Below are 26,150 nucleotides of genomic sequence, written 5' to 3'. Positions count from 1 at the left end.
TTTCAGTGCGGCGGCGCGCCGTAGCGGTTGAACGCAGGCTGGCCCGGTCGCAGCGCCAGGTCCGACAGCGGCGCCACCAACAGGACGCCCAGGGCCCATCCGAACGGCGTCTCGCGCCAGATCCAGGCCGCGATCCCTGCGGTCAGCAGCGGCCATATCCACCATCCCGCCCGGCCGCGATCATGCAGCCTCTGGGCCGTGACGCAGGCGGCGAGATACAGCAGAACCAGCGCCAGCACCCGCGCGACCCAGGCCATAGGCTCAGGGATCAGGATCACAAACGCCGTCCAGATCGCCGCCAGCGGCGCCAGGCCGAATACGAAACCCCGCCGCCCGATCCGGCCGGACGCCGTCAGATACAGATCGCCCAGCCGCTGGGCCCCGCTCACTCGAACTCCACCAGCACGTCGTCGGCGGCGACCGGATCGCCGGCCTGGGCGCCGATGGCCTTGATGACGCCGTCGCGCTCGGCCTTGAGGATGTTCTGCATCTTCATGGCCTCGATGATGGCCACGGTCTCGCCGGTCTTGACCTCCTGGCCGACGGTCACGGGGATGGAGACGACCAGCCCCGGCATGGGCGACAACACCTGTTTCGAGGTGTCGGCGGCCTGTTTCTCGGGCAGGCGGGCGTAGAGTTCCGCGTGGCGCGGGGTCAGGACCCGGACCCGAGCCCTGGCCGCGCGGTGGCGGATGTCCCAGCCGTCGGCGGTCTTCCTGACCTCGGCTGTGAAGGGCCGGTCGTCCAGAACGGCGCGGAACTGGGCCAGGCCGGGGCGCCAGTCGATGGCCTCCAGCCGCAGGGAGCGGTCCTGACCCGCCAGGTCCAGGGTCAGGGCCTCGTCGTCGTCATAGGCCAGGCTGACTCCGTGCGGATCGCGGTCGATCATCACGATCCAGTCGGTGCGGTCGGACGGATCGCCCGCCTGGTCCGAAACGATCTCGTTCATGGCGCAGGCGGCGGCGATCAGGATGTCGGCCTGACGCCGGTCGGGGCTCAGGCCGTGGAAGCCGTCCGGGAACTCGTCCTGGATATAGCGGGTGGTCAGGGCGCCGGACCGGAACCGGTCCTGGTCCATCACCGCCGACAGGAAAGGGATGTTGTGGCCGACCCCGGCCAGATGGGTTTCCTCCAGCGCCCTGGCCATGCCGTCGATGGCGCCCGCGCGCGTCGGGGCCCAGGCGCACAGCTTGGCGATCATGGGGTCATAGAACATCGACACCTCGTCGCCTTCGCGCACGCCGGAATCGTTGCGGACCGTGTAGCCGCCCTGATCGCCCTCCTCAGGCTGCTCATAGCGGACCAGCCGGCCGATGGAGGGCAGGAAGCCGCGATAGGGGTCTTCGGCGTAGATGCGGCTTTCGATGGCCCAGCCGTAGATCTTCAGGTCGTCCTGCTTGAACGCCAGGTGTTCGCCCCAGGCCGAGCGAATCATCTGTTCGACCAGATCGACGCCGGTGATCAGTTCGGTCACCGGATGCTCGACCTGAAGCCGGGTGTTCATCTCCAGGAAATAGAAGGACTTGTCCTGGCCGGCGACGAATTCGACCGTGCCGGCGCTGTCGTAGTTCACCGCCTTGGCCAGGGCGACGGCCTGGGCGCCCATCTCGGCCCGGGTCTTGGCGTCCAGAAGCGGGGAGGGAGCCTCTTCGATGACCTTCTGGTTGCGGCGCTGGATCGAGCATTCGCGCTCGAACAGGTGGACGACGGCGCCGTGCTTGTCGCCCAGCACCTGAATCTCGATGTGGCGCGGATCGACGATGAACTTCTCCAGGAAGACCCGGTCGTCGCCGAAGGCGTTCAGCGCCTCGGCCTTCACCGCGGCGAAGCCCTCGGCCATGTCGGCGTCGCCCTCGGCCACGCGGATGCCCTTGCCGCCGCCGCCCGCCGAAGCCTTGATCATCACCGGGTAGCCGATCTCGCGCGCGATCCTGACCGCCTCCTCCGGCGTGTCGATCAGGCCCATGTGCCCCGGCACGGTCGAGACGCCCGCCTCGGCGGCGAATTTCTTGGAGGTGATCTTGTCGCCCATGGCCTCGATGGCCTCGGGGTTGGGGCCGATGAAGGCGATGCCTTCGTCGCGCAGGCGGCGGGCGAAGGCGGCGTTTTCGGACAGGAAGCCGAAACCGGGATGGATCGCCTCGGCGCCCGTCTGGCGCACGGCCTCTATGATCCGGTCGGCCAGAAGATAGGACTGGGCCGCGGGCGCCGGGCCGATCAGGACGCTTTCGTCCGCCATCTCGACCGCCAGCGACCCGGCGTCGGCCTCGGAATAGACCTGCACCGTCGCAATGCCCAGTTTCCGGCACGTTTTGATGATGCGGACGGCGATCTCGCCACGGTTGGCGATCAGGATTTTCTTGAACATGCGCAATGGGTCCGGCGACGCTGCTGGGTCGGGGTTCAGGCCGCCCGGATTAGGGCGCGCGGCCGGGCGAGTAAACCCGATCAGATCGCCTTCGCGATGCAGGGCCTTTGCAAGGCCGTCGCAGATAAGGTTTAACGCGTCCCCGAACGTTTTGAGTCCTCCCTGGAGCGTCCGACCGATGTACCGACTGATTTCCACCGCGTCCGCCCTGGCCGTCACCCTCGTCGCCGGCGCCGCCGTGGCGCAGGACTTCCGCGGCCTGGCCCGGCAGGACCTGGAGGCCGCCCACGCCCAGCTGCGCGACAACCATCCCGCCGCCGTGGTCCAGGGCGCCGCCGGCGACCGCTTCCGCAGCTGGCTGGATCGCGGCCTGTCCGACGCGATGGGCAAGATTGGCCAGGTCCAGGGCGGCGACAGCCACGCCTATCTGATGCGCTATTACGCCAACGGCTTCCGCGACGGGAACACGGCGATCCGGCCGACCTTCGAAGGCCTGGGGCCGTTCTTCGCCACCACCTGGCCGGGCTTCACCACCCGCTGGAGCGGCGATCACTACGAAGTCTCCTATGTCCACCCGGGCTTGCGCGGCGCGCCGCCGGTCGGAGCCGTCCTGGTGTCGTGCAACGAAATCCCGGCCGAGGATCTGGCCCGCACCAAGCTGGATCTCTGGGAAGGCGATCTGAACACCGAGGCCGGCCGCGTCCGCACCGCCCCCTATCTGCTGTGGAACCGGAACAATCCGTTCGCCACCGGCATGCCCCAGTTCTGCAAATTCCGTCAGGGCCGCCGCGAGCGGGAATATGAGCTGAAGATCCAGCCGGCGGACCCCGCCTCGGTCGAGGCCGCCTATCGCCATTCGGTCTATACCCCCAATGCGACGCCGCTGGTGGTGGAGTCGGTGAACGGCCGGCCCTGGATCAACGTCCACTCCCTGGCCGACAACGCCGACTGGGCCGCCTTCTACGGCCAGGTCGAAAGCCAGATCGACGCCATCCGCGGCCCGCAGGGCGCGGTCATCGACCTGCGCGGCGCCGGCGGGACCTCGCTGAACGCCACCTCGCGCGGCTATGGCCTGGCCAACCGCATCTGGACGCCCGAGTTCACGGCGCCCCGTCAGCCGGAAGCCGGCTCGATCACCTATCGCGCCACCCCGGCCAACCGCCAGTGGTTCGTCGACACCCTGGCCCGGATGGAGGGCGATCCGCGCTTCGTCCAGGAATCGGGCCCGATCATCGAACAGACGGCGGCCATCGTCGCGGCCTTCGACGCCGCCATCGCCGCGGGCCAGCAGACCTTCACCCTGCCGGGCCGCCCGGCCGCCGAGGACACCGGCGCCGCCAATCCGGTTCAGGGCCAGATCGTCGTTCTGGTCGATGGTGGCTGCGTCAGCGGCTGCCTGGACATCCTGGACCTGCTGACCCGTCTGCCGAACGTGCGACTGGCCGGGTCGACCACCGGGGTGGATTCAATCTTCATCGAACCGACCATTGTGCGCCTGCCGTCGAACTATGCGGACCTGAGCTATGGCCACAAGGCCTGGACCACCCGCCAGCGCGCCGACAACCAGCCCTATCAGCCGGCTCAGGGCCTGGCCTACACCGGCAATCCGGCCGACGAACAGGCCGTGCGGACCTGGGTCGGGACCCTGTTCGGCGGCTGATGTCCTTCAGCTGATCGACGCCTTCCAGGGCCGGGCCGGGGTGGAACCCTGGCCCGGCCTTTCCTATTTCAACGGCATGACCCGTTCCGTCTCCGGCTTCGACCTGACCCCGCCCAGCGAGTCCCAGCGCGTGGCGCTGGAGGCCGATCTGTCGGCCGAGGAGAAGCGCGTCCTGCTGGCGCACGGGACCGAGGCGCCCTTCTGCGGAACCTTGCTGGGCGAAAAACGGGCGGGCGTCTTCTGCTGTCGGGAATGCGGCCTGCCCCTGTTCCGCAGCCGCACAAAATTCGAGAGCGGCACCGGCTGGCCCAGTTTCACCGAGCCGGTCGATCCCGAGCACGTGCGCGAAGTGCGCGACGAGAGCTATGGCATGGTGCGGGTCGAGACCCGCTGCGCCCGCTGCGACAGCCACCAGGGCCACGTCTTTCCCGACGGGCCGCCGCCGACCGGAAACCGCTATTGCATCAACTCGGTCGCCCTGAGTTTCACGCCCGAGGGCGAGGCTTTGCCCGATCCGCTGGGGCGCGGCGACGGAACGGCCTGATCGCCGCCGCAATCGCGGCTAGACTGTCGGCCAAGGAGGCGTCGCCATGATCATCAGCCTGCTGGCCCTGAGCCTGGCGCTGGTCCAGGACGCCTCCCAGGTCGTGGTCACGGCGCCCGCCACGGCCCTGCCTCCCGCCGACGCCACCGCCCCGGCGGCGGTCGAAGCCCCGGCAATCACCCTGGCCTCCACCCTGGCCCAGGATCTGACCACCGATCAGCAGATCGCCCGCTGGATCGAAGACCGGCGCGCGGATGGCCCGGTTCCGTTCGAAGACGCCCGACCCGCCGCGGATCGCCGTCTGCATGGCGAGATCATCGCGGGAATCGGGACCCACGGCTATCGCGACGGCGGCGTGCGGTTGTCCGTGCCGATCGGCGAAGGCAGCCGGCTGGACCTCAGCTATCGCCGCACCGAGAACGGCCTGTGGTCCTATGGCCCTGACGGCTGGGGATACGGTCGGTCCGCCGCGGCGCGCGACTGGCCCTGGGCCCCCGACGCCGCCGAGGCCTGGGACATATCTCGCCCGCGCTGAGACGCGGTTTCGATTTCGGGGGGTGTCCTTCCCGGCGCCTTGTAAGACGCCGGGAAGAAGAAGATGGTGCCGCCGGGCAGGATTGAACTGCCGACCTCAGCCTTACCAAGGATGCGCTCTACCACTGAGCTACGGCGGCGAAATCTGAGAGAGCGGCCGTATAGCCAAACGACCGGCGGGGGGAAAGCCCCAAATCGACCGCTTGCGCAAAAGTTTTGATCCGGGTGACATGGCCGCATGAGCGCGCCCCCCGAAAAACCCCAGACCGCAGAGACCCCGGAAGACAAGGCCCCGGAAGCCAAGGCCAGGGCCGAGCGCGCCGCCCGCCTGGCCGCGGCCCTGCGCGACAACCTGAGGCGGCGCAAGGCCGTGCGGCCGACCCTGGCCGAAAAGCGCAACTGAAAGTCATCGCGCCCCGGTCTTTCGCTATCGCATCCGGCCTTGCTAGATAGCCGATCCGCCGAGGCACGCCGCTTCGTCGGCCGCTTAAGGACCCCATGGACCGCATCGCCATTCAGGGCGGCGCCCAACTGTTCGGCGAAATCCCGATCAGCGGCGCCAAGAACTCCGCCATCAAGCTGATGGCGGCCTCGATCCTGACCGACCAGCCCCTGCGGCTGACCAATATGCCGCGCCTGGCCGACACCAAATTCCTGGGCCAGCTGCTGCGCCAGTTCGGGATCGGGGTGACGGAGTCGGACGGTCCGGACGGCCAGCAGACGCTGTTTCACGCCAAGGAGATCGCCTCCACCTTCGCCCCCTATGACCTGGTCCGTCAGATGCGGGCCTCGTTCAACGTCCTGGGGCCGTTGCTGGCGCGCACGGGTCATGCGCGGGTGTCCCTGCCGGGCGGCTGCACCATCGGGGCGCGGCCGGTCGACCTGCACATCGACGCCCTCAGTCGCCTGGGCGCCGCGATCGAGCTGGAGGAGGGCTATGTCTCGGCCCATGCGCCCAACGGTCTGCGCGGCGCCGAGATCACCTTCCCCTTCGTCTCGGTGGGGGCCACCGAACACGCCCTGCTGGCGGCCGTGCTGGCGCGGGGAACCACGGTCCTGAGGAACGCCGCGCGGGAGCCCGAGATCGGCGACCTGGCCCGCTGCCTGATCGCCATGGGGGCGCGGATCGAGGGGCTGGACACCGACGTCCTGACCATCACCGGGGTCACCGCCCTGAACGGGGCCGACTGGCCCGTCATCCCCGACCGGATCGAGATGGGCAGCTATGCGGTGGCCGCGGCCATGGCGGGGGGCGAGGTGCGGCTGACACGCGCGCGCGCCGACCTGATCCAGACCCTGACGGACAAGATGATCGAGGCGGGAGTTGATGTCCTGCCCACCGAGGATGGCGTCCTGGTGCGCCGCGACCCGGCCCGTCGCCTGAAAGCCGTCAATGTCACGACCGAGGTCTATCCCGGCTTCGCCACCGACCTGCAGGCCCAGTTCATGGCCTTGATGACCACTGCCGAGGGCGAAAGCGTCATCCACGAGAACATCTTCGAGAACCGTTTCATGCACGCGCCGGAACTGGCGCGGCTGGGGGCCGAGATCAGCGTCCATGCCGGGGAGGCCCGGGTGACGGGCGTTCCGGCGCTTCGCGGCGCCCCCGTCATGGCCACCGACCTGCGCGCCTCGGTCAGCCTGGTCATCGCCGGCCTGGCCGCCGAGGGCGAGACCACCGTGGGCCGGGTCTATCACCTGGACCGCGGCTTCGAACGGCTGGAAGAGAAGCTGGGGGCCTGCGGCGCCCAGATCCGCCGCATCCATGGCGAGGACGATTCCGATGTCCACTGAGGACCAGGCGCCCGCCAAGACCCCGCCTGCGCCACTGCGCCTGCTGGCGGCCGATGCGGACGATCTGCAGATCATGTCGGCCGCGCTTCAGGATTCCATCCTGCGGCCGGTCGATATCGTGTGGGAGAAGTCGGCGCGGCGCGTGACCATCGCCCTGTCGCGCTTCTGCTGGGAATGCGGCGGGACGCGGGTGATGGCCGCCATGCAGTTCGGCGACGTCCAGGCGGTCAAGAGCCGTCGCCTGCCGCGCGGCCCCGAGACGCCGCTGGAGCTTCTGGCCATCGATTTCGAGCCGGTCGAGACGCCGGGCGGCCGGGTCATCCTGATGTTCGCCGGCGGCGGCGACCTGCGCATCGACGTCGAGTGCCTGGATGCGGTGGTCACCGACCTGTCCGAACGCTGGCCCGCACGGGTCGCCCCCACCCATCTGGCGGAGGCCTCGGCCGAATGAGCGGCGCCGACCATCGCCTGGCCTCCGTCAACCTGGACGCCGCCAGCCTGCCGGCCGCCTCGGCCGAGGTCGAGCATGAGCGCCGCGTCGCGGTCTTCGACCTGGTCGAGGCCAACAGCTTCCATCCCGCCGGCGCCGCGGGCGGCCCCTACGCCCTGAACCTGTCGCTGCAGGACACCCGGCTGGTGTTCGAGGTGACCGGCCCCGACTACGCCCGCGCCCACGGCCTGTCTCTGACGCCGTTCAAGACGGTGCTGAAGGATTACGGACTGATCTGCGACAGCTATTATCAGGCCCTGCGCGGCTCCTCGCCCAGCCAGATCGAGTCGGTCGACATGGGTCGCCGCGGCCTGCACAACGAAGGCGCTGAACTGCTGAAGGGCCGGCTGGACGGCAAGATCGCCATCGATCACGAGACGGCGCGGCGGCTGTTCACCCTGGTCTTCGCCCTGACCCGGCGGTAGGTCCTGTCTCCTCCCCATCAGCGATGGGGAGGGGGACCGCGAAGCGGTGGAGGGGCTCTGACGGTGCAAGAACCCCTCCGTCCCGGCGGCTATCACCGCCGATCCACCTCCCCATCGCCTTGCGATTGGGAGGAGACCTCGACTTTTTCGCCGTTTTCCGGCATTAGGCGCGCCGTTTCCTCGATCCCCGCTCACGCCCGGCGGGGTCGTCGTCGTTTCCTCGGGGCGTGAGAGGCCGCATGGCTAAGGAAGAACTGCTCGAGTTTCCGGGTGTGGTCAGCGAACTGCTGCCCAACGCCACCTTCCGCGTGACGCTGGAAAACGATCACGAGATCATCGCCCACACCGCCGGCAAGATGCGCAAGAACCGCATCCGCGTGCTGGCCGGCGACAAGGTCCTGGTGGCGATGACGCCCTATGACCTGACCAAGGGCCGCATCACCTACCGCTTCAAGTAAGGCCGGGCGCGTGGCGCGTCCGCCTCTTGTGCTGGCCTCGGCCAGCCCGCGCCGTGTCGAACTGCTGGCGCAGATCGGGATCGTTCCCGATCGCATCGACCCCGCCGATATAGACGAGACCCCGCTGAAGGCCGAGACGCCGCCGCGTCTGGCCGAGCGGCTGGCGCGCACCAAGGCCCAGGCGGTCGCCGCACGGTCGCCCGGCGCCGTGGTCCTGGCCGCCGACACCGTGGTCGCCGTGGGCCGTCGCTTTCTGGAAAAGGCCGCCGACGAGGCCGAGGCCGCGCGTTTTCTGCGCCTGCTGTCGGGGCGCAATCATCGGGTCTTCACCGGGGTCGCCGTGGCGGCGGACGGCCGTGTCGCGGCCCGCGTCAACGAGACCCGCGTCACCTTCAAGACCCTGTCCGAGGCCGAGATCGCCGCCTATGTCGCCACCGGCGACTGGCGCGGCAAGGCGGGCGGATACGGCATCCAGGGACCGGCCGGGGCCTTCGTGCGCCGCATCGTCGGCAGCCACCCCTCGGTCATGGGCCTGCCCCTTTATGAAGCCGCGCACCTGCTTGAGGGCGCGGGCTGGCGGCGGTGAGCGGCCGGCTGGAGGCCTGGCTGGACGACACCCCTGGCGAGACGCGAGGGATCATCGCCCGCGACGGCCGATTCGAACGCCTGCTGATTCAGCACGAGGACGACCCGCCCCAGAGCCGCCTGGGCGCACGCAGCATCGGCCGGGTGCTGGAGGTCCAGCCCGGCTACAACGGCGCCTTCGTCGATCTGGGCGCCGGGACCGCGCCCGGCTTCCTGGCCCTGAACCGATCGGTCAGCGTCCGCGAAGGCGACCGGATCGAGGTCGAGGCGACGGCCGAGCCGCGCGAGCACAAGGGGCCGGCCCTGCGCCTGATCGGGCCGGGGCAGGGGACGCCGCGCCTCCTGGTTCCCGGCCCCGATGTGGCCGGTCTGCTGGCCGCACTGGCGCCGGGGGTGGAGGTTCAGACCGGCGTCGCCGCCATTCAGGCCGCCTGGGACGCGGAGGAGGAGGCCCTGGCCGTCGGCGACCTGTTCGCCGAAAGCGGCGTCGACCTGGCCGTCCAGCGCACCCGCGCCCTGATCGCCGTCGACATCGACTATGCCCATCTGTCGGGCCGGGATCCGCGCAAGGGACGCGAGCGGGCGAATCGCGAAGGCCTGATCCAGGCCGCCCGCCTGATCCGGCTCAAGAGCTGGGGCGGCCTGGCGGTCGTCGATCTGGTCGGGTCCGCCCTGAATCCGGACGTGATCACAGCCGCCGCTCGCACGGCCTTCGCCGGCGACGAGGCGGTGTTCGGCCCGCTCAGCCGCTTCGGCCTGCTTCAGCTGGCCCTGCCGTGGCGGCGCACCCCTGTCGAAGAAAGGCTGGACGCCGGCGCCCGGACCCGGGCCATCGCCCTGACGCGCCGCCTGCGCCACGCCATGCTCAGCGACATGACCCTCCCCCGCCTGGTCGCCGTCTGCGCCCCCGGGGAGGCCGCGCTCGCCGCACCCCTGGTCGCCCGACTGGGGCCCCGCGCCGCGTTGCGGGCCGATCCATCGTTCGCGCCCGGCAAGTCCGACATCCTGGAGGCCTGATCCTTGGCGACCTGCCCGATTTGCAAGAAGGCGCCGCCCGCGCCCGACTACAGGCCCTTCTGTTCGCGCCGCTGCGCCGACGTCGATCTGCAGCGCTGGTTGTCGGGCGGCTACGCCATTCCGGCCGAGCCTCTGGATCAGGCGGTCACGCCCGACGACGAAGAGTGAAACGGGCGCTGGACAAGGCCGGGGAGGCTCGCCTATAGACCCCGCTCCGCGAGCGAATGCGGCGCGCCTGGGTAGCTCAGTTGGTAGAGCAGCGGATTGAAAATCCGCGTGTCGGTGGTTCGAATCCGCCCCCAGGCACCATCGCTTCCCCGCCGATCTGGCCCCGCCGGACTCACTTCTTTTCCTCGAACCCGGTTCCCTGACGACGCATTCTGCCGTCATCGCGCCCATGCGTTCGCCCCTGATCGACGCAATTGTCCGTACCAGGGCAAAAGTTCGCAACTTCGTCGCCTTACGCGGCATATCCTTGCATAATGAGGGCGGTTTCCACCTGCAGGTGAAAAGGCGCATTGCGCTCTTGACGCTCTGCTATGCCATCCTTCAAAGGAAGCTCGACCGCTTCCCTAAGGGGTGAACGGCGGGGCCGTTAGGAGTCTATCCTGGCGTTTCCGTCGGATCTGCGCGCCGCAAGGCAACCAGACGCTCTAGGTCGGCGTTTTTCTGGCTCCGGTTTTCCGCCGGGTCCAGTGAACGAATTTTCATTCACGGGCGCTTCCCCACAAGGGTGGCGTTCATGGGTTCCACGAGTCAGACCAACCAAGCAGGAACTGGCGAAAAATGCTCAAGAAGACCAACATCATTCTGGCCATGGCCGGCGCCGCCGTCCTGATGGCTGGCACGCCGGTTCTGGCCCAGGCCCCGGCCGCCCCGGCTCCGGCCGTCGAAACGACCGCCGCTCCGGCCGCCGACGCTGCTGCGCCGGCTCCCTCCGCCGACGCTGATCCGCAAACCGTGGCCGAGGCCGCCGGCGGCAGCAGCGAAAGCATCACCCCGATCTCCATGTTCGTCCACGCGACCCTGGTCGTGAAGGTCGTCATGATCGGCCTGCTGCTGGCCTCGATCTTCACCTGGACCCTGCTGCTCATCAAGCTGTTCGAGTTCGGCGCCCTGAACCGCTCGACCGACCGGTTCCTGGAGAATTTCCGCGGCGCCCGCACCATCGCCGACATGCGCCGCGTGGCCACGTCGGATGATTTCGACGGCAACCCGCTGGCCGACATGGCCGCCGCCGCGACCGAAGAAATCGAGCTGTCGCGTCAGGCCGGTCTGGCCGTGGCGGGCGAGCATCGCGATTCGGCCCTGGCCCGCGCCCAGGCCGCCGTCGCCGCCGTTCAATCCGGTCTGGCCAAGCGCCTGTCGGGCGGTCAGCAGTTCCTGGCCTCGGTCGGTTCGTCGGGTCCGTTCATCGGTCTGTTCGGCACCGTCTACGGGATCATGAACTCGTTCATCGGCATCGCCGAATCGAACACCACCAACCTGGCCGTCGTCGCCCCCGGCATCGCCGAGGCCCTGCTGGCTACCGGTATCGGTCTGTTCGCGGCTATCCCGGCGGTTATCTTCTATAACTACTTCAACACCCGCATCTCGGCCTACGGCACCCGTTCGGACGGCTTCAGCGCCGAACTGCTTAACGCCATCTCGCGTCAGCTGGATAAGGGGGCGTAAGCAGAATGGCCGCCAAACTCAGCGGTGGCGGCGGTGGGAAGTATCAGGTCGAGCAGAACAGCGAGATCAACGTCACGCCGTTCGTGGACGTCATGCTGGTTCTCCTCATCATCTTCATGGTGGCCGCCCCGCTGGCCACCGTGTCGGTGGAGGTGAAACTTCCCCGGGCCGTCGCGCCCCCCGCTCAGAACCCGCCGAAGCCGATCTTCATTTCGATCCAGGACGACGGTGACGTGTTCATCGGCGACTTCCGGACTGACGTGGCCTCGATGGGCACGGAACTGACCACGCAGATCGGCCGGCGCAATCCGGCGGACGAGCGGATCTTCATCCGTGCGGACCAGCAGACCCGCTATGGCGACTTCATGCAGGTCATGAACGCCTTGCAGGACAGCGGCTTCTACAGCGTCGCCCTGGTCGGCGAAGACACGTCGAAGCAGTGAGGTGATGAGCAGTGACAGACGTTGAATATCATCGCTCTCGCTACGACGCGCCGCGCGGCAAGGGGTTCATGGGCGTCAAGCCCTCGACCTGGGCCCTGAGCTTCCTGGTCGTCTGCATCCTGTTCGCCGTCCTGCTGTTCTATCTCCAGCAGGCCAAGTTCAAGCTGCAGGTGTTCGACTACTCGGACGACTCGGTCGATGTGGAGCTGGTGGAGCCGATTCCGCCTCCGCCGCCTCCGCCTCCGCCGCCGCCTCCGCCGCCGGACACGCCGCCGCCGCCGAAGCTGCAGGTTCGCCCGCCGGTCGTGGTGCCCAACGCGCCGCCGCCGCCGGTGACCCTGCCGATCGAGCCGACGAAGAAGGAAGACCGCGTCGAATATACGGGCCCGCCCGTGATCGTCCCCGGTCCGCCGCCTCCGCCGGCGCCGCCGCCGCCGCCGCGTCCGTCGGTGATCACCAACCCGTCGTGGTCGCGTCGACCCGCCGGTGACTTCCCGGCCCGTGCGCAACAGCGCGGCATCGAGGCTGGTTCGGTGACCCTGAACTGCGCCATCGCGCCGGATGGCCGTGTGACGGATTGCAATGTGGTCAACGAAGACCCGTCTGGCGCCGGCTTCGCTCAGGAAGCCCTGCGCGGGGCCCGGTCGGCCCGGCTCAATCCCCGTCAGGTCGACGGGGTGGCGACCGGGGCCCGGGTGACCTTCACCACCCGCTTCCGCGTCGAATAGGCGGAAGATCGGTTCAGACCATGGGAACGCCCCGGACTTCGGTCCGGGGCGTTTTCTTTTGCGCCGTGAGCGGGCAGGCTGGCGGTGCGTCTCGTGATCCGTGAAAAAGGGAGGCCCCGCCTTGGCCATTCTTCGTCATTTCGTCCCGTTCGCCTCTGTCCTGGCAGGAGCGGCCGTCCTGGCTGGCTGCGCCTATAACGAGGCCCTGGGTCGCAACCAGCTTCTGGTCGTGGACGAGGCCGCCATGATCCAGGCCTCGAACGCCGCCTGGACCGAAGCCATCACCACCCAGAAGGTGTCGCGTGACGCGGCCGCCAACGCCCGCGTCCGCCGCGTCGGCGACCGCATCGTCCAGGCCGCGGGCCTGGCGGGGCGCAACTGGACCTATGCGGTGTTCGAGGAGGGCGCGCCCAACGCCTTCGTCCTGCCGTCGGGCCAGATCGGGGTCACGGCCAGCCTGCTGGCCCTGGTCCGCAATGACGATCAACTGGCGGCCGTCATCGGTCATGAGGTCGGCCACGTCGTCGCCCGCCATGCGGCCGAACGGTATTCCAACGCCGCCCTGGCCAATGTCGGGGTCGAGGCGGTGCGCGGCGCGGCGGGCGACCGCGCCAGCCAGGCGGGGGCCGCCGCCGGGGTCTTCGCCCAGTATGGGGCGCTTCTGCCCTTCTCGCGCCGGGATGAGCTGGAGGCCGACAGGCTGGGCGTCGACTATATGCAGGGCGCCGGTTACCGCCCGTCCGAATCCGTCGCCCTGTGGCGTCTGATGGCCCAGCAGCGCCAGGCCGGCGTGCCGGAGTTCATCTCGACCCACCCGTCCGACGCCACCCGCATCCAGGCGCTGGAACAGTATATCGCCGAGCGCGGCTGGGCCTGAGGCTTTATTCGTCCGGGCCGCTTGATCGGGCGCCTCAACCCCGGTAGAGAGCGCCTCTCGCGCGATGCGCCGCCTTAGCTCAGCTGGTTAGAGCGCCGGTTTGTGGAGCCGGAGGTCCTCAGTTCAATCCTGAGAGGCGGTACCATCCCCGATCTTCCGACGGACAGGCGGGCGCCCAGGCATGATCGACCGTGCGACCTCGCCCCAGTGGGACCCCGCACAATATGCGCGTTTCGAGGCCCAGCGTGACCGCGCGGCCCTGGACCTGATCCGACAGATTCCCGAAGACCTGACCCCGCGTGAAATCTGGGACCTGGGCTGCGGGGCCGGCCAGCATGCCGCCCTGCTGCGAATGCGCCATCCCGCCGCCGCCGTGCACGGGCTGGACTCGAGCCCGGAGATGATCGGCAAGGCGCGCGCCCTGGATGCGGCCATAGACTGGCGGGTGGGCGACATCGACGGCTGGACCCCGGACCGGCCGGTCGACCTGATCCTGGCCAACGCCTCGCTGCAGTGGCTTGAGTGTCACGACCGGCTATTGCCCGCCCTGGTTCGAAACCTGTCTTCCGGAGGGGTGCTGGCGGTCCAGATGCCCATGGCCTACGAGACCCGCCATCACGGCCTGTTGCGTCAGGTCGCGGGAGAGGGGCCGTGGGCCCAGGTCCTGGCCGGCGCTTCCCACCTGCCGCCGTTGCCGACGCCGGAGACCTATTACGACATCCTGTCGACGGGCTGTGACGCGATCGACATCTGGTCGACCACCTATCTGCATGTCCTGACGGGCGAGAATGCAGTGCTGGAATGGATGCGGGGCACGGCGCTCCGACCCCATCTGACCGCCCTGGCCGGCGATCCGGATCTCAGCCGGGCCTTCCAGGACGCGCTCGGCGACGCCCTGGCGCGGGCGTTTCCGATGCGGGCGGACGGGACGACCCTGCTGCCGTCTCCGCGTGTGTTCCTGACGGGGCGTCGTCGCTGACCCGCCGCTGACGCCGCATCATCGTCACCGGCCCGTTGAGGGTCGAAAGCGCCGCGACGGCGGCGCCATAGCCCGCCTCGACCGGGGCGTCGTAGGCCTTCCAGTCGCGGATATCCATGCCCTCGGGCGTCGGCTGGATCAGCAGGTCGGTGATGGCGCGAGAGGCCTCGATCTCGGCGTCGGTGGTCAGGGTGGCGGACCGCATCAGCACGGCCACGATCGGCGGCCCCTTCTTCCAGGCGCCCGAGACCAGCCAGTGCAGCCAGGAGGGATTTTCCAGCGAGGCCGGATCGACCCCCCGCGCCTGGGACACGTCCGACCCGACGATGGGGCCATTGGTCATCTGCCGCATGATCTCGGCGGGGAAATTCTTCAGCACCGCCCCGTCGACCAGAACCTGATCGTCCATCACCACCGGCGGCATGACGCCCGGAATGGAGATCGAGGCCCGCATCGCCTGTCGCAGCAGCCCCCGGCGGTGGGTCTGCACCTGGCCGTTGGTCAGGTTGGACGAGGTGCAGAAGAAGGGCAGGGGCATGTCCTCGATCTCGATCTCGCCATAGGCATCGTGCAACAGGCGCTCAACCTTGCGGGCCCGGGTCATGGCCACGATGGGGAAAGCGATGTCCGACAGGGGGTCGGTGCGCACGAACGCCTGCCGGATGTGCGCCTCCAGCTCCGCGTCGGTCCAGCCGAGGGCAGGCCCGGCCCCGACCACCGCCCCCATCGACGCCCCGCCGACGAAGTCGAACGGAACCCGGGCCTCATGCAGGGCCTGGACGACTCCGATATGGGCATAGGCCCGCGCCCCGCCGCCCGAGAAGACCACCCCGACCGCCGTCCCGGTGACGACCCGCGCGATCCGGCTCGCGTCGTCGGCCACCCCTTCCGCCACATGGAACCAGCGCCCGGGGTTGAGGGCGTCCAGCCAGATCCGGGTATTGGCCGGCCGCGTCAGGCGCGCGTCGCGCAGCAGGATCAGGTCCGGCTGGCGGTGCGCCGCGTCCGGCCCCGGTCGTCGCGGCGGCGCGGCCGGCGGGGCCAGCAACGGATTGCCGATCATGAAGACCCGATCCACCTGGCGCGCGCACAGGGCGGCCCAGGCCGGCTCGTCCGCCTCGGCGACATACAGCACATAGTCGTGGGCGTCCTCGACTCGCGAGAACCATTCCGTGGCCGAACTCAGGGCCGAATGGTCGATGACCCGGCAGGTGAAGCCCATGGCCTGGATCGCCGCCGCCACCCGGTCGACGAAGGGCCGGACGGGCCGCGGCCTCAGACCGATGAAACCGAACACACTGGGCTCCGCCGCGCCGGATCGCCGATCCCGCGCCCGCTGGATCATCAGGCGTGACAGCTCGACCATCAGGTCCGGCTCGGTGCGGGCGGCCTCGAAGAAGGCGTCGCGCGGCAGGGCCAGGATCTCGCTGTCCCTCAGGGCCACCACGCTGGCCGTGTGCGGGGCGCCGGCCAGCATGGCCATCTCACCCACCGGCTCGCCGGGGCGCACCACGCCGATGAACTGGCTGGGCTGGCCCGGCTCGTGCCGGAACACGCCCAGACGGCCGTTGCGCACCAGATAAAGGGTGTCGGCCGGGTCGCCTTCATGGAACAGGGCCTCGCCGCCGGTCAGGGCGAACCAGCTGGCCCGGTCGATCATCCGCCCTTCGAAGACGCGGGCCAGGGCGGCTTCCAGGGTATCGGGGCGAGGCGTGCTCATCGGCCCTTGTATCGCCCTTCCGCGCGGGCGGGGGAAGGGTTAGGGAAGGGCCATGCCCAAGCTGACAACCGCCGTCGATCGAACCAGCGAACGCTTCGCCGCCCTGGACGCCCATAACCGGGCCCTGGCCGACGATCTGCGCGCCCGCGTGGCCAAGGCGGCCCTGGGCGGCCCGGAAAAGTCGCGCGAACGGCACGTCAGCCGCGGCAAGCTGCTGCCCCGCGACCGGGTCGAGCGGCTGCTGGACCCAGGCTCGCCCTTCCTGGAGGTGGGCCAGCTGGCCGCCAACGGCATGTATGGAGACGAGGCGCCGGGCGCGGGCATGATCTGCGGCGTCGGCCGGGTTTCGGGCCGCGAGGTGATGATCGTCGCCAACGATCCGACGGTGAAGGGCGGCGCCTACTTCCCCCTGACGGTCAAGAAACACCTGCGGGCCCAGGAGATCGCCGAGCAGAACCGCCTGCCGTGCGTCTATCTGGTCGATTCCGGCGGGGCCAACTTGCCGCACCAGGCCGAGGTGTTTCCCGACCGCGACCATTTCGGCCGCATCTTCTTCAACCAGGCGCGGATGAGCGCGCGGGACATCCCCCAGATCGCCTGCGTCATGGGGTCGTGCACCGCCGGCGGCGCCTATGTGCCGGCCATGTCGGACGAGACGGTGATCGTCAGGAACCAGGGCACCATCTTCCTGGCCGGACCGCCGCTGGTGAAGGCGGCGACGGGCGAGGTCATCTCGGCCGAGGAACTGGGCGGGGCCGAGACCCACGGCCGCAAGTCCGGGGTGGTCGATCATGTGGCCGAAAACGACGAGCACGCGCTGGAGATCGTGCGGGCCATCGTGGCCGACCTGAACACGGTCAAGGCCGTGGAGATGGACATCCGCGAGCCGCGCGACCCGGCCCTGGACCCCCAGGACCTGTACGGCCTGATCCCCGACGACGTGCGCGCGCCCTATGATGTGCGCGAGGTCATCGGTCGCATCGTCGACGGGTCGGATTTCGACGAGTTCAAGGCGCTATACGGCACGACCCTGGTCTGTGGTTTCGCCCGCATCTGGGGGATGCCGGTCGCCATCCTGGCCAACAACGGGGTGCTGTTTTCCGAAAGCGCGCTGAAGGGGGCGCATTTCATCCAGCTGGCCTGCAAGCGCAAGATCCCACTGGTCTTCCTGCAGAACATCTCGGGCTTCATGGTCGGCGGCCGGTACGAGGCCGAGGGCATCGCCAAGAACGGCGCCAAGCTGGTCACCGCCGTCGCCAGCGCCGAGGTGCCGAAATTCACTGTCCTGATCGGCGGCAGCTTCGGCGCCGGCAACTATGGCATGTGCGGCCGGGCCTACAGCCCGCGCTTCCTGTTCACCTGGCCGAACAGCCGGATCAGCGTCATGGGCGGCGAACAGGCGGCGTCCGTCCTGGCCACCGTCCACCGCGACGCCGACACCTGGACCGACGACCAGGCCGAAGCCTTCAAGGCCCCGATCCGCCAGAAATACGAGGACGAGGGCAACCCCTACTACGCCACCGCCCGCCTGTGGGACGACGGCGTGATCGACCCGGTGCAGACGCGCGATGTGCTGGGGCTGGCGATCAGCGCCAGCCTGAATGCGCCGATGCCGGACACGCAGTTCGGCGTGTTCAGGATGTGAGGCTGTGAGTGTCGGCTAGGGCGATTTGCCGACATTGACGCCCCGGTGGTGCTCCGACTTCAGGGCCACGTGCGCTTTAGGCGAAACGTTCCTGCGCAGGACGGTATCGAAGCAAGTTCCCGGTACCGCACGTCCTCCACTTAACCGCGCGCTATCCACAGCCGCGAGAACATTCTGGCAACTTCGCCATTGCGCGAACGGCGGTATGAAGTAAGAAGGAAGCATCGGGGCAGCGCCCCAATCACACAATCTGGTATAGGGTGGTATCTGTGGCGACAAAATCGGGTGGTTTATACGTCGGACGGCGGGCCTGCGAGAACGCGCTCCACGCGGTCCGATACGTCGGGGAGGTGGGACGTCCTATGAACACCCATGTGACAGTCAGCTTTGCCCCTGTGGGGATCGACGCTGAAGTCGCTGGCCGCGCCTTTGCAGACCTCCAAGCCCGCGTCACACGCTGGTGGAGAGACCAACGACAGCGGCAGGGCCGCGACATTGGTGAACTCCAAGGCTTCCACTGCCATTCAAACCCCGCCGGTAGTCGTCACGTCCACTGGGTTCTCCATGTCCCGCCCGCATTCGCTGCTGCCTTCGCCGACACGGTCAAAAACCGCCTCCAAAAAATATCGGGTCGCGTCGATCTGAGAGACGGGCTGCATATCGGCCCGGTGCACACGCCCGGGTCTCTGGCGAAGTACGTCCTGCGCGGCATCGAACCCGAGTATGCTGACTACCTTCACATCATGGCGGCGAATGAGGGCTTGGTTGCTGGCTGTCGGCGGACAGGAGTGAGCCGTGCAGCGAGCAAGGCCGCTCGCAAGCGCGCCGGATGGGTTCGCAAGAAACGGCGGCTATAACGGACATCGCCTACAGCGGGCGCGCGGAATGCCCTTCAAGGGTTGTAAGCGGACTATCATCGGTAGGTCGGAAGGACGCGTCGCGGGTACTTGAGCCAATTCACCCCGCCCGCAGCACCTTCTCCATCGCCTTCCCCTTGCTCACCTCGTCGACCAGCTTATCCAGGTGGCGCAGTTCGCGCATGAAGGGGTCTTCGATCCCTTCCACCCGATGGCCGCAGATCACGCCGGTGATCAGGAAGCGGTTGGGGTTCATGGCCGGGGCCTGGGCGAAGAAGGTTTCGAAGTCGGTTCCGTCGGCCAACAGGGCCTCAAGCTGCGCCTGGGAATAGCCGGTCAGCCAACGGATGACCTGGTCCACCTCGGCGCGGGTGCGGCCCTTCTTCTCTACCTTGGCGACATAGTGGACGTGGACGCTGGCCACGCTGGTCCTGCGGATGCGGTCGGTCGCGCTGGTCTTCATGGCGCAGCTTTCGTGTTCCGTTCGGCCGGTGGCGCGTTATAGGCGATGCAGCGCAGGAGACCCAAGCCATGGCCAAGCCCACAGACGCCGATCTGAACGCCGCCGATCTGAACGCCTTCGACATCACCGATGCCGAGGCGGCCGAGATCAACCGCATCGCCCATCCTCTGGTCGCCGATCCGGCGCCCGACGCCAATGATGATCTGGTGCGGGTGCAGGCGACGCCGGACGGCCTGGTCTTCGTCACCCTGAACCGGCCGCAGAAGAAGAACGCCTTCGACGCCGCCACCATCGCCGCCCTGCACGAGGCGTTCGAGACCCTGCACGGCGCCGATCATGTGCGGGCGGTCTTCATTCGTGGGGCGGGGGGGACCTTCAGCGCCGGGGCCGACCTGGGCTGGATGCGCGACGCCGCCGACTGGAGCGAATCCGAGAACCGCGCCGACGCCATGGGCCTGGCCGCGATGCTCAAGGCCCTGCACGACGTCCCGGCCCTGACCGTGGCCATCGTCGAGGGCGCGGCCATGGGCGGCGGGGCGGGCATCGTCGCCGCCTGCGACATGGCCGTGGCGGTCAGGGGAACGCGCTTCGCCTTTTCCGAGGTCAAGCTGGGCCTGATCCCGGCGACCATCGCCCCCTATGTGATCGAGGCCGTCGGCGCCCGCACCGCGCGGGCCCTGTTCCTGACGGCCGATGTGTTCGACGCCGAGGCGGCCAAACGCTTCGGACTGATCGGCCATGTGCTGGACGACGCCGGCCAGATCGACGCCTTCGTGGCCGATTTCAGCGCCGCCGTCCGCGCCTGCGCCCCCGGCGCCATGGGGGAGGCCAAGCGGCTGGTGCACGATGTCGCCGGGCGTAAACTGGATCACGGCCTGATGGAAGACACCGCCCGTCGCATCGCCCGCGCCCGCGTCTCGGCCGAGGGCCAGGAAGGCGTCCGCGCCTTCCTGGACAAGCGCAGGCCCAACTGGGCCGAATAGGGCCTCAGTCCGGCTTCTTCTGCACGATCACCCCGATCGAGGTGGTCTGGTGCCCCCACAGGGCCAGGACCAGATGCGGCTCGGACCGGTAAGGGGCGATGTCCAGGTATCGGTCGATCTCGCCTTCGCCCGGCGTGAAGTCGAACGCCGCCACCTTGTGACCCTGGGCCTCCAGGCGGCGCTTCAGTTCCAGGAAGTCGCGCTGGCGGAACAGCACCGTGCCGCCCACCTCGACCGTGCGATCATTCGAGGACATGTTGTATTCGGTGGTGTGGATCGCCCAACCGCCCGGCTTCAAGGTGTCCAGCGACCGCTCGACGAAGGTCAGTCCGGCCTCGATCGACCCCAGATGCTCGAAAGCGCAGGCGGACCAGCAGAAATCATAGCCGTTCAACTCGGCCGGAATGGCGTTCATGTCGCACGGCTGAAACTCGACATTGGCTTCGAAAATATCCGGCGGGCAAAGATGGGGGCGCGCCAGGGCGGCCTTGCTGGCGGCGTGCTGGTTGCTGGCGATCCAGCCGGCATCCGCCGCCTGGTCGGCCTCGACATCCGTGGCCGTGATCTTCACCCCCTGCGAGGCGAACCAGGCCGGCAGGGATTCCGATCCAACACCAAAGCCCAGGCCGCGCGCGCCCGGCCGGATCGCACCGCGTTCCCACAGCGCCTGCAGAATGAACACGAACTCCCAGATCTTGCGATGATAGCGCAGGCCTTCGCCGATCTTTGCGGTCCAATAGGCGAAATAGGGCTGCTCGAAACTGTCCTGGCGGCAGATCGTCGATTTCGGGAAGGCGCGGGTCGCCGGCTCGCCCGGAATCCTTGTCGGCTTGCCCCGCCACAGATCGGGCGCCGGTCGGGTTGATGCCGCCAGCATCAGCTTGACCTCGGCCAGTTCGGCGAAGATCGCATGGCTCATCCGTTCCAGCCCCACCATCCGTTCGTACAGGGGCAAGGTGGGATCGGGCGGCGGCAGGCCCGGCGCCACCGGCGGCAGTTCACGCGGAAACAGGTTGCGCAGGCGCTTTCGGATCACGCGATACGGACGATCAATGAGGGGAAGCGGCAAGAAAAACGACTCCGCCAGCGGAAAAGGAACCTCCTCATAGCCATGTCGCGCCGCCTTCGCCACGGTCTAACGTCGCCGTGGGCGCCCGACCTTTCCCCGGCGCCGGCGAACCGCTAACGGTGGGCCATGTTCAAGTCCGTCCTGGTCGCCAATCGCGGCGAGATCGCCTGCCGTGTCTTCCGCACCGCCCAGCGGATGGGAATCCGCACCATCGCCATCTATTCCGACGCGGACGCCCAGGCCCTGCATGTGCGCGAGGCGGACCAGGCGGTGCGGATCGGCCCTGCGGCGGCGCGTGAGTCCTATCTGGACGCCGACAAGGTTCTGGCCGCCGCGAAGGAAGCCGGGGCCGAGGCGATCCATCCGGCTTATGGCTTCCTGTCCGAGAACGCCGACTTCGCCGAGGCGGTGACGGCCGCCGGCATGGTCTGGATCGGCCCTCCGCCCGCCGCCATCCGCGCCATGGGCCTGAAGGACGCGGCCAAGACGCTGATGATCGAGGCGGGCGTGCCCGTCACCCCCGGCTATCAGGGCGAGGACCAGTCGGCGGCGACCCTGGCGGCCGAGGCGGCGCGCATCGGCTATCCGGTGCTGATCAAGGCGGTCGCCGGCGGCGGCGGCAAGGGGATGCGCCTGGTCGAACGGGCCGAAGACTTCGCCGACGCCCTGGCCAGCGCCCAGCGCGAGGGGCAGTCGTCCTTCGGCGACCCGCGCGTGCTGATCGAAAGCTACATCACCCGCCCGCGCCATATCGAGGTGCAGGTGTTCGGCGACAGCCACGGCACGGTGGTCCACCTGCACGAACGCGACTGTTCGCTGCAACGGCGCCACCAGAAGGTGATCGAGGAAGCGCCGGCGCCCGGCATGGATGCGGCCACGCGCGCCGCCGTCACCGCCGCCGCCGTGCGCGCGGCCCAGGCGGTGAACTATCAGGGCGCGGGGACGATCGAGTTCATCGCCGACGCCTCTGACGGGCTGAAGGCCGACCGCATCTGGTTCATGGAGATGAACACGCGGCTGCAGGTCGAACATCCGGTGACCGAGGCGATCACCGGCGTCGACCTGGTGGAATGGCAGTTCCGCGTGGCGGCGGGCGAAGCCATCCCACTGAAACAGGCGGACATCCCCATCAAGGGCTGGGCCATGGAGGCGCGCCTTTATGCCGAAGACCCGGCCAATGGTTTCCTGCCGTCCATCGGTCGGCTGGAGCATTTCAGCCTGCCGGACGACATCCGCGTGGACACGGGCGTGCAGCAGGGCGGCGAGGTCAGCCAGTTCTACGACCCCATGATCGCCAAGCTGATCGTCCACGCCGACACGCGCGAGGCGGCGGCGGCCGATCTGGCCCACGCGTGCGCCCAGGTCGAGGTCTGGCCGGTGAAGACCAATGCGGGGTTCCTGGCCCGCTGCCTGAGCCACCCCCGGTTCGTCGCTGGCGATGTGGATACGGGTTTCATCGCGGCGGAAGAGGCGGCGCTGCTGTCAAACGAGGACCTCCCCGCGCATGTGGCGGCCACAGCGCTGGCGACGGTGGGTTTGCGGGCAGACGATGCAGCTTTCTCAGCGGGAGGCGACGCTGCCTCTCCCTGGCGGGATGGACTGTTCGCCTTCCGGCTCAATGCTCCGGCCAGGGCGCAGATCGCCCTCTATCATCAGGGCGAAGCCGTTCTGGCCAATCTGGTCGGACGGGCCGGACCGCCGATCGGCCATTCTACGTACGACGTGGAAATGAACGGTAGACGCTTCCTCGTCTATGGCTCGCCTGACTTCGTCCACGTCGATCATGAACTAGCCTCGGTGGCGCCGCGCATCACGGACCGGGTGATCGTGTTCGAACGGGGATACGCGTTCGAGTTCGGTCTGCGCCGAGCGGCCGGAGTCGGAGATGGGTCGGCCTCCGACGGCGCCCTGCGCGCGCCCATGCCGGGTCGGATCGTTGCGGTCCCGGCCAAGGCCGGGGACGCCGTCACGAAAGGTCAGTCGATCGTGGTGCTGGAAGCCATGAAGATGGAGCACGCCCTGACCGCCCCCTTCGACGGGGTGGTGGGCGCAATATCGGTTTCGGTCGGCGATCAGGCCGCCGAGGGAACGGTCCTGGCCACGGTCACGGCCTCGGGAGACGCAGAATGAAGACCTTCACCCTGGCCCTGGCCGCCGCCACGACCCTGGCCTTCGCCGCGCCCGCCTCGGCCCAGACCGCCGTTGACCGTCCGCTGACGGCCGAAGAGACCGCGGACATCCAGTGCATGGCCATCTACAGCCTGGTCGCCGCCCAGGGTCAGACCGAGGCCGGCGCCCTGGGCGTCTTCTATTTCCTGGGTCGGCTGGAAGGCCGCGATCCCGCGCAAGACTGGCTCCGGCGGCTGCAGCAGTTCGCCGACGGCGCCACCCAGGCCGACGTGGCTCCGCACAGCGAGCGCTGCGGCCAGGCCATCATGGAAAAGGCCGAGACCATGCAGCGCGTGGGCGCCGAAATGACGGCCCAGGAAGACTAAGCCAGGCCCGCCCCGCCCAGGGGGCGGGTCTCGGTCTGGCTGTCGAACCCGACGATCAGGGGCCGGCCCCGCGCGATGGCGTCCCGGACCGCCGGCAGGGACAGGGAGGCGCGGTGGCTGTCGGCGCTGTCCCAGACCTCGGTGATCCACAGGGCGTCGGCGTCCACCGTGTCTTCGGCGACGATATAGGACAGGCAGCCGGGCATGGCCCCGGTTCCCTCCAGCAGGATGGCGGCCAGGTCGGCCCGGTGGCCGGGCAGGGCCTTCATGCGCCCGATCAGTCCATACATGGATGTTCCTTCGAAGGTCATGCTCGCCAGGGCCGGCGAGACGGCGGCCGTGGCCAGGCCCAGTCCCGCGCCCAGGCCGGCGGTCAGCGTCTGACGGCGTGTGGTGCTCATGTCCGCCAGACTACAGGTCCATCGCCCTGACGTCGCCGGGATTCAGATGCTATGGGGCGGCCATGGCGGCTCCGTCTTCCCTGCATCTGATCAAGCTGTGCGTCGGCGTCTCGGACATCGACTGGCTGGAACGCCGCGCGGCGGGCGGCAAGCCCCTGGTCGTGCACACCCGGATGACGCCCAAGCGCGCGGCCGAGATCGAGGACGGCGGCTCGCTCTACTGGGTGGTCAAGGGGATCGTCGGCTGCCGCCAGCCTGTGCTGGACATCACCACCCGCGGCGAGGGCAAGGCCAGCCGTTGCGAGATCACCCTGAAGCCGCGCATCATCCGCACCGCCCCCCTGGCGCGCCGCCCGTTCCAGGGCTGGCGCTATCTGGACGGGCACGAGGCGCCGGCCGACCTGACCGCCGCCGACGCCGGCGACATGCCGCCGGAACTGGTCGTCCAGCTGCGCGACCTGGGGGCCTGGTAGGCTGTAGAAGCCTCCATCCGATTCCGTGTTGACCGCCGCGATCCAGCGTGGCCTTTGCCCGCTCCCATGATCGCCCTCGGCCCCCAGACCCGAACCGTCCTGAAGGATCTGCTGGCCCTGGCCTGGCCGGTGGTCCTGGCGCGGCTGGGCATCATGACCATGGGTCTGACCGACGCCCTGGTGGTCGGCAACCATTCCGGACAGCAACTGGCCTTTCACGCCCTGGCCTGGGCGCCCAGCTCCATCGTCCTGACCACGGCGGTCGGGCTGATGATGGGGGTTCAGGTGATGACCGCCCGCCTGCTGGGCGAAGGTCGGCGGCGCGAGGTCGGCGCCGTCCTGCGGCGCGGCATGACCTATGCGCTTCAGATCGGCCTGGTCTCGATGGTCGCCCTGGCGGCCCTGGGCCCCTGGGCCCTGCGCCACGCCAATCTGGCCGAGGGGCTGGGCGAGGGGGCGGGCCCGGTCCTGGTCATCTTCGCCCTGTCCATGCCCGCCTATCTGGTCAGCGTCGCGGCCCAGTTCTTCCTGGAGGCCCTGGGTCGGCCCAAGCCCGGCATGTGGGCGATGTGGATCGCCAACGGCGTCAACCTGGTCCTCAACCTGGTGCTGGTGCCCGATCTGCTGGGAATTGGCGCGTCGGGCGCGGCGGCCTCGGCCTGGGCCACCTTCGGCGCCCGCACGGCCCTGGCGGTCTTCCTGGTGATCTACATCCTGCGCCTGCCCGAGGCGCGGGCCCTGGGCGTGTTCGACAAGCCCGCCCGCGACCGCCCGGCCGAGCGCGAGCAGCGCAAGGTCGGCTATGGCGCCGGGTCCAGCTTCTTCATCGAGGTCGCGGCCTTCGCCGCCATGACCTTCATCGCCGGACAGCTGGGAGCCGTCGAGACCACGGCCTGGACCATAGTGCTGAACGTCTCGGCCATCGTCTTCATGGTCCCCATGGGCCTGGCGGCGGCGACGGCCGTCCTGGTCGGCCGGGCCTATGGGGCGCGGGATCGCGACGGCGTCCTGCGCGCCGGCCTGGTCGGGATCGGGGTGGTGGCGGCCCTGGGCTTCGTCATCGCCCTGGTGGTCTGGCCGACGGCGGGCATACTGGCCTCGGCCTACAATCGCGACGCCGCCCTGTTGGCGGTCGCCGCCCCGGCCCTGGCCCTGGCGACCTTGTTCTTCGTCGCGGACGCCATCCAGGTGGTCGCCGCCTCGGCCAATCGCGCCGCCGGGGACATCTGGTGGCCCACCATCCTGCATTTCGTCGCCTATTCGGCGATCATGATGCCCCTGGGCTGGGTTCTGGCCCATCGCATCGGCGTGGACGGCCTGGTCTGGGCCGTGATCGTCGCCAGCCTGGTCTCAGCGACCCTGCTGACGGGCCGGTTCGTCCGGGTGGCGAAGAGAAGTGGCGAGTGGCGAGCGGCGAGTGGCGAGTGCGACGCGGCTTGACCGCGCTCTGCTTTTTCCCGACCTGCCG

28 protein-coding genes, 3 tRNA genes and 1 pseudogene are annotated in these 26,150 nt (G+C 68.9%); 25 read left to right on the top strand and 7 right to left on the bottom strand.

The genetic code is table 11. From position 1 onward, the window contains the following. Positions 1–2: 2 nt before the first annotated feature. Positions 3–389, bottom strand: a complete 387-nt coding sequence (locus tag KF910_RS01280; protein WP_292258396.1) for a DUF805 domain-containing protein — start codon at positions 387–389, stop codon at positions 3–5. Next, positions 386–2,368, bottom strand: a complete 1,983-nt coding sequence (locus KF910_RS01275; RefSeq protein ID WP_292258395.1) for an acetyl-CoA carboxylase biotin carboxylase subunit — start codon at positions 2,366–2,368, stop codon at positions 386–388. Before KF910_RS01275 ends, KF910_RS01280 begins: the two co-directional genes overlap by 4 nt. 178 nt (positions 2,369–2,546) lie before the next feature. Between KF910_RS01275 and KF910_RS01270 the strand changes: the two genes are divergently transcribed. The 3 genes from KF910_RS01270 to KF910_RS01260 all read left to right on the top strand — a co-directional run bounded on the left by KF910_RS01270 (position 2,547) and on the right by KF910_RS01260 (position 5,107). Beyond that, complete coding sequence (locus KF910_RS01270) at positions 2,547–4,028, top strand: hypothetical protein (protein WP_292258394.1); 1,482 nt, start codon at positions 2,547–2,549, stop codon at positions 4,026–4,028. Positions 4,029–4,104: 76 nt separating this feature from the next. Further along, complete coding sequence (msrB, locus tag KF910_RS01265; RefSeq protein WP_292258393.1) at positions 4,105–4,572, top strand: peptide-methionine (R)-S-oxide reductase MsrB; 468 nt, start codon at positions 4,105–4,107, stop codon at positions 4,570–4,572. A gap of 46 nt (positions 4,573–4,618) precedes the next feature. Then, positions 4,619–5,107, top strand: coding sequence for a hypothetical protein (locus KF910_RS01260; protein WP_292258392.1), 489 nt, complete (start codon positions 4,619–4,621; stop codon positions 5,105–5,107). A gap of 64 nt (positions 5,108–5,171) precedes the next feature. Here KF910_RS01260 and KF910_RS01255 read toward each other — a convergent pair. Next, positions 5,172–5,246 (bottom strand) — tRNA-Thr (locus KF910_RS01255). A gap of 98 nt (positions 5,247–5,344) precedes the next feature. Here KF910_RS01255 and KF910_RS01250 point away from each other — a divergent pair. The 15 genes from KF910_RS01250 (at position 5,345) to KF910_RS01180 (ending at position 14,576) form a co-directional block, all read left to right on the top strand. Next, positions 5,345–5,509, top strand: a complete 165-nt coding sequence (locus KF910_RS01250) for a hypothetical protein (protein WP_292258391.1) — start codon at positions 5,345–5,347, stop codon at positions 5,507–5,509. Between the two features lie 95 nt (positions 5,510–5,604). After that, positions 5,605–6,900 (top strand): UDP-N-acetylglucosamine 1-carboxyvinyltransferase, encoded by a 1,296-nt coding sequence (gene murA, locus KF910_RS01245; RefSeq protein ID WP_292258390.1) that lies wholly within the window; start codon positions 5,605–5,607, stop codon positions 6,898–6,900. After that, positions 6,890–7,351 carry a DUF2948 family protein gene (locus tag KF910_RS01240; protein WP_292258389.1) on the top strand — a complete coding sequence of 154 codons (462 nt, stop codon included), beginning with the start codon at positions 6,890–6,892 and terminating at the stop codon, positions 7,349–7,351. Before murA ends, KF910_RS01240 begins: the two co-directional genes overlap by 11 nt. Then, the gene (locus tag KF910_RS01235) at positions 7,348–7,815 is read left to right on the top strand and encodes a UPF0262 family protein (RefSeq protein ID WP_292258388.1); all 468 of its coding nucleotides are present in this window, start codon (positions 7,348–7,350) and stop codon (positions 7,813–7,815) included. Before KF910_RS01240 ends, KF910_RS01235 begins: the two co-directional genes overlap by 4 nt. A 239-nt stretch (positions 7,816–8,054) precedes the next feature. Next, positions 8,055–8,273, top strand: coding sequence for a translation initiation factor IF-1 (gene infA / locus KF910_RS01230; RefSeq protein WP_292258387.1), 219 nt, complete (start codon positions 8,055–8,057; stop codon positions 8,271–8,273). Between the two features lie 10 nt (positions 8,274–8,283). Beyond that, a complete protein-coding gene (locus KF910_RS01225) occupies positions 8,284–8,859 on the top strand; it encodes a Maf family protein (RefSeq protein ID WP_292258386.1) in 576 nt (191 codons plus the stop codon). Continuing rightward, positions 8,856–9,875 carry a ribonuclease E/G gene (locus KF910_RS01220; RefSeq protein ID WP_292258385.1) on the top strand — a complete coding sequence of 340 codons (1,020 nt, stop codon included), beginning with the start codon at positions 8,856–8,858 and terminating at the stop codon, positions 9,873–9,875. The genes KF910_RS01225 and KF910_RS01220 overlap by 4 nt, the downstream gene beginning before the upstream one ends. A gap of 3 nt (positions 9,876–9,878) precedes the next feature. After that, complete coding sequence (locus KF910_RS01215; RefSeq protein WP_292258384.1) at positions 9,879–10,043, top strand: DNA gyrase inhibitor YacG; 165 nt, start codon at positions 9,879–9,881, stop codon at positions 10,041–10,043. 65 nt (positions 10,044–10,108) lie between these two features. Next, a tRNA-Phe gene (locus KF910_RS01210) sits at positions 10,109–10,184 on the top strand. 477 nt (positions 10,185–10,661) lie between these two features. Then, positions 10,662–11,549, top strand: a complete 888-nt coding sequence (locus tag KF910_RS01205; protein WP_292258383.1) for a MotA/TolQ/ExbB proton channel family protein — start codon at positions 10,662–10,664, stop codon at positions 11,547–11,549. 5 nt (positions 11,550–11,554) lie between these two features. Next, positions 11,555–11,992: a biopolymer transporter ExbD gene (locus KF910_RS01200; protein WP_292258382.1), complete on the top strand. Its 438-nt coding sequence runs from the start codon at positions 11,555–11,557 to the stop codon at positions 11,990–11,992. Positions 11,993–12,003: 11 nt separating this feature from the next. Continuing rightward, entirely contained in the window at positions 12,004–12,720 is a 717-nt protein-coding gene (locus KF910_RS01195) for an energy transducer TonB (RefSeq protein WP_292258381.1), read from the top strand. A 121-nt stretch (positions 12,721–12,841) separates the two neighbouring features. Then, positions 12,842–13,597: a M48 family metallopeptidase gene (locus tag KF910_RS01190; protein ID WP_416354667.1), complete on the top strand. Its 756-nt coding sequence runs from the start codon at positions 12,842–12,844 to the stop codon at positions 13,595–13,597. A 68-nt stretch (positions 13,598–13,665) separates the two neighbouring features. Then, positions 13,666–13,742: transfer RNA gene (locus tag KF910_RS01185), tRNA-His, on the top strand. A gap of 36 nt (positions 13,743–13,778) precedes the next feature. After that, positions 13,779–14,576, top strand: a complete 798-nt coding sequence (locus tag KF910_RS01180; protein WP_292258380.1) for a methyltransferase domain-containing protein — start codon at positions 13,779–13,781, stop codon at positions 14,574–14,576. Here KF910_RS01180 and KF910_RS01175 read toward each other — a convergent pair. Continuing rightward, positions 14,458–16,296, bottom strand: coding sequence for a patatin-like phospholipase family protein (locus tag KF910_RS01175; RefSeq protein WP_292258379.1), 1,839 nt, complete (start codon positions 16,294–16,296; stop codon positions 14,458–14,460). The two genes, KF910_RS01180 and KF910_RS01175, sit on opposite strands and share 119 nt — an antisense overlap. A 52-nt stretch (positions 16,297–16,348) precedes the next feature. Here KF910_RS01175 and KF910_RS01170 point away from each other — a divergent pair, with 52 nt between their 5' ends. Further along, entirely contained in the window at positions 16,349–17,941 is a 1,593-nt protein-coding gene (locus tag KF910_RS01170; RefSeq protein ID WP_292258378.1) for a carboxyl transferase domain-containing protein, read from the top strand. 362 nt (positions 17,942–18,303) lie between these two features. Further along, positions 18,304–18,798, top strand: a complete 495-nt coding sequence (locus KF910_RS01165) for a hypothetical protein (RefSeq protein ID WP_292258377.1) — start codon at positions 18,304–18,306, stop codon at positions 18,796–18,798. A gap of 100 nt (positions 18,799–18,898) precedes the next feature. Here KF910_RS01165 and KF910_RS01160 read toward each other — a convergent pair whose 3' ends face one another. Beyond that, positions 18,899–19,261, bottom strand: a complete 363-nt coding sequence (locus KF910_RS01160; RefSeq protein ID WP_292258376.1) for a DUF2200 domain-containing protein — start codon at positions 19,259–19,261, stop codon at positions 18,899–18,901. 68 nt (positions 19,262–19,329) lie between these two features. Between KF910_RS01160 and KF910_RS01155 the strand changes: the two genes are divergently transcribed. Continuing rightward, positions 19,330–20,244, top strand: coding sequence for an enoyl-CoA hydratase-related protein (locus tag KF910_RS01155; RefSeq protein WP_292258375.1), 915 nt, complete (start codon positions 19,330–19,332; stop codon positions 20,242–20,244). 4 nt (positions 20,245–20,248) lie between these two features. Here KF910_RS01155 and KF910_RS01150 read toward each other — a convergent pair whose 3' ends face one another. After that, positions 20,249–21,280: an SAM-dependent methyltransferase gene (locus KF910_RS01150; protein ID WP_292258374.1), complete on the bottom strand. Its 1,032-nt coding sequence runs from the start codon at positions 21,278–21,280 to the stop codon at positions 20,249–20,251. Positions 21,281–21,439: 159 nt separating this feature from the next. On the opposite strand from KF910_RS01150, the gene KF910_RS01145 reads away from it, so the two are divergent. Together KF910_RS01145 and KF910_RS01140 are read left to right on the top strand one after the other, a co-directional pair. Continuing rightward, a complete protein-coding gene (locus KF910_RS01145) occupies positions 21,440–23,443 on the top strand; it encodes a biotin carboxylase N-terminal domain-containing protein (protein ID WP_292258373.1) in 2,004 nt (667 codons plus the stop codon). Next, the gene (locus KF910_RS01140; RefSeq protein WP_292258372.1) at positions 23,440–23,808 is read left to right on the top strand and encodes a hypothetical protein; all 369 of its coding nucleotides are present in this window, start codon (positions 23,440–23,442) and stop codon (positions 23,806–23,808) included. Before KF910_RS01145 ends, KF910_RS01140 begins: the two co-directional genes overlap by 4 nt. Here KF910_RS01140 and KF910_RS01135 read toward each other — a convergent pair. Continuing rightward, positions 23,805–24,209 (bottom strand): putative quinol monooxygenase, encoded by a 405-nt coding sequence (locus KF910_RS01135; protein WP_292258371.1) that lies wholly within the window; start codon positions 24,207–24,209, stop codon positions 23,805–23,807. The two genes, KF910_RS01140 and KF910_RS01135, sit on opposite strands and share 4 nt — an antisense overlap. A 62-nt stretch (positions 24,210–24,271) precedes the next feature. Between KF910_RS01135 and KF910_RS01130 the strand changes: the two genes are divergently transcribed. Further along, positions 24,272–24,682 carry a DUF1489 family protein gene (locus KF910_RS01130; RefSeq protein WP_292258370.1) on the top strand — a complete coding sequence of 137 codons (411 nt, stop codon included), beginning with the start codon at positions 24,272–24,274 and terminating at the stop codon, positions 24,680–24,682. Between the two features lie 47 nt (positions 24,683–24,729). Next, positions 24,730–26,122 (top strand): annotated as a pseudogene (locus tag KF910_RS01125) (MATE family efflux transporter). Positions 26,123–26,150 lie beyond the last annotated feature (28 nt).

It is taken from the genome of Brevundimonas sp. (genome assembly GCF_019636155.1).
GTDB lineage: Bacteria > Pseudomonadota > Alphaproteobacteria > Caulobacterales > Caulobacteraceae > Brevundimonas.
Note: the sequence above shows the minus strand (reverse complement) of the source record. Positions and strands in the feature narration are given on the sequence as shown.

Bases quoted from the DNA above. Each gene is read 5' to 3' on its own strand.
- KF910_RS01275 (WP_292258395.1), bottom strand. From the start codon at position 2,368: ATGTTCAAGAAAATCCTGATCGCCAACCGTGGCGAGATCGCCGTCCGC.
- KF910_RS01270 (WP_292258394.1), top strand. From the start codon at position 2,547: ATGTACCGACTGATTTCCACCGCGTCCGCCCTGGCCGTCACCCTCGTC.
- msrB (WP_292258393.1), top strand. From the start codon at position 4,105: ATGACCCGTTCCGTCTCCGGCTTCGACCTGACCCCGCCCAGCGAGTCC.
- KF910_RS01260 (WP_292258392.1), top strand. From the start codon at position 4,619: ATGATCATCAGCCTGCTGGCCCTGAGCCTGGCGCTGGTCCAGGACGCC.
- KF910_RS01250 (WP_292258391.1), top strand. From the start codon at position 5,345: ATGAGCGCGCCCCCCGAAAAACCCCAGACCGCAGAGACCCCGGAAGAC.
- murA (WP_292258390.1), top strand. From the start codon at position 5,605: ATGGACCGCATCGCCATTCAGGGCGGCGCCCAACTGTTCGGCGAAATC.
- KF910_RS01240 (WP_292258389.1), top strand. From the start codon at position 6,890: ATGTCCACTGAGGACCAGGCGCCCGCCAAGACCCCGCCTGCGCCACTG.
- KF910_RS01235 (WP_292258388.1), top strand. From the start codon at position 7,348: ATGAGCGGCGCCGACCATCGCCTGGCCTCCGTCAACCTGGACGCCGCC.
- infA (WP_292258387.1), top strand. From the start codon at position 8,055: ATGGCTAAGGAAGAACTGCTCGAGTTTCCGGGTGTGGTCAGCGAACTG.
- KF910_RS01205 (WP_292258383.1), top strand. From the start codon at position 10,662: ATGCTCAAGAAGACCAACATCATTCTGGCCATGGCCGGCGCCGCCGTC.
- KF910_RS01200 (WP_292258382.1), top strand. From the start codon at position 11,555: ATGGCCGCCAAACTCAGCGGTGGCGGCGGTGGGAAGTATCAGGTCGAG.
- KF910_RS01180 (WP_292258380.1), top strand. From the start codon at position 13,779: ATGATCGACCGTGCGACCTCGCCCCAGTGGGACCCCGCACAATATGCG.
- KF910_RS01175 (WP_292258379.1), bottom strand. From the start codon at position 16,296: ATGAGCACGCCTCGCCCCGATACCCTGGAAGCCGCCCTGGCCCGCGTC.
- KF910_RS01170 (WP_292258378.1), top strand. From the start codon at position 16,349: ATGCCCAAGCTGACAACCGCCGTCGATCGAACCAGCGAACGCTTCGCC.
- KF910_RS01165 (WP_292258377.1), top strand. From the start codon at position 18,304: ATGAACACCCATGTGACAGTCAGCTTTGCCCCTGTGGGGATCGACGCT.
- KF910_RS01160 (WP_292258376.1), bottom strand. From the start codon at position 19,261: ATGAAGACCAGCGCGACCGACCGCATCCGCAGGACCAGCGTGGCCAGC.
- KF910_RS01155 (WP_292258375.1), top strand. From the start codon at position 19,330: ATGGCCAAGCCCACAGACGCCGATCTGAACGCCGCCGATCTGAACGCC.
- KF910_RS01145 (WP_292258373.1), top strand. From the start codon at position 21,440: ATGTTCAAGTCCGTCCTGGTCGCCAATCGCGGCGAGATCGCCTGCCGT.
- KF910_RS01140 (WP_292258372.1), top strand. From the start codon at position 23,440: ATGAAGACCTTCACCCTGGCCCTGGCCGCCGCCACGACCCTGGCCTTC.
- KF910_RS01135 (WP_292258371.1), bottom strand. From the start codon at position 24,209: ATGAGCACCACACGCCGTCAGACGCTGACCGCCGGCCTGGGCGCGGGA.
- KF910_RS01130 (WP_292258370.1), top strand. From the start codon at position 24,272: ATGGCGGCTCCGTCTTCCCTGCATCTGATCAAGCTGTGCGTCGGCGTC.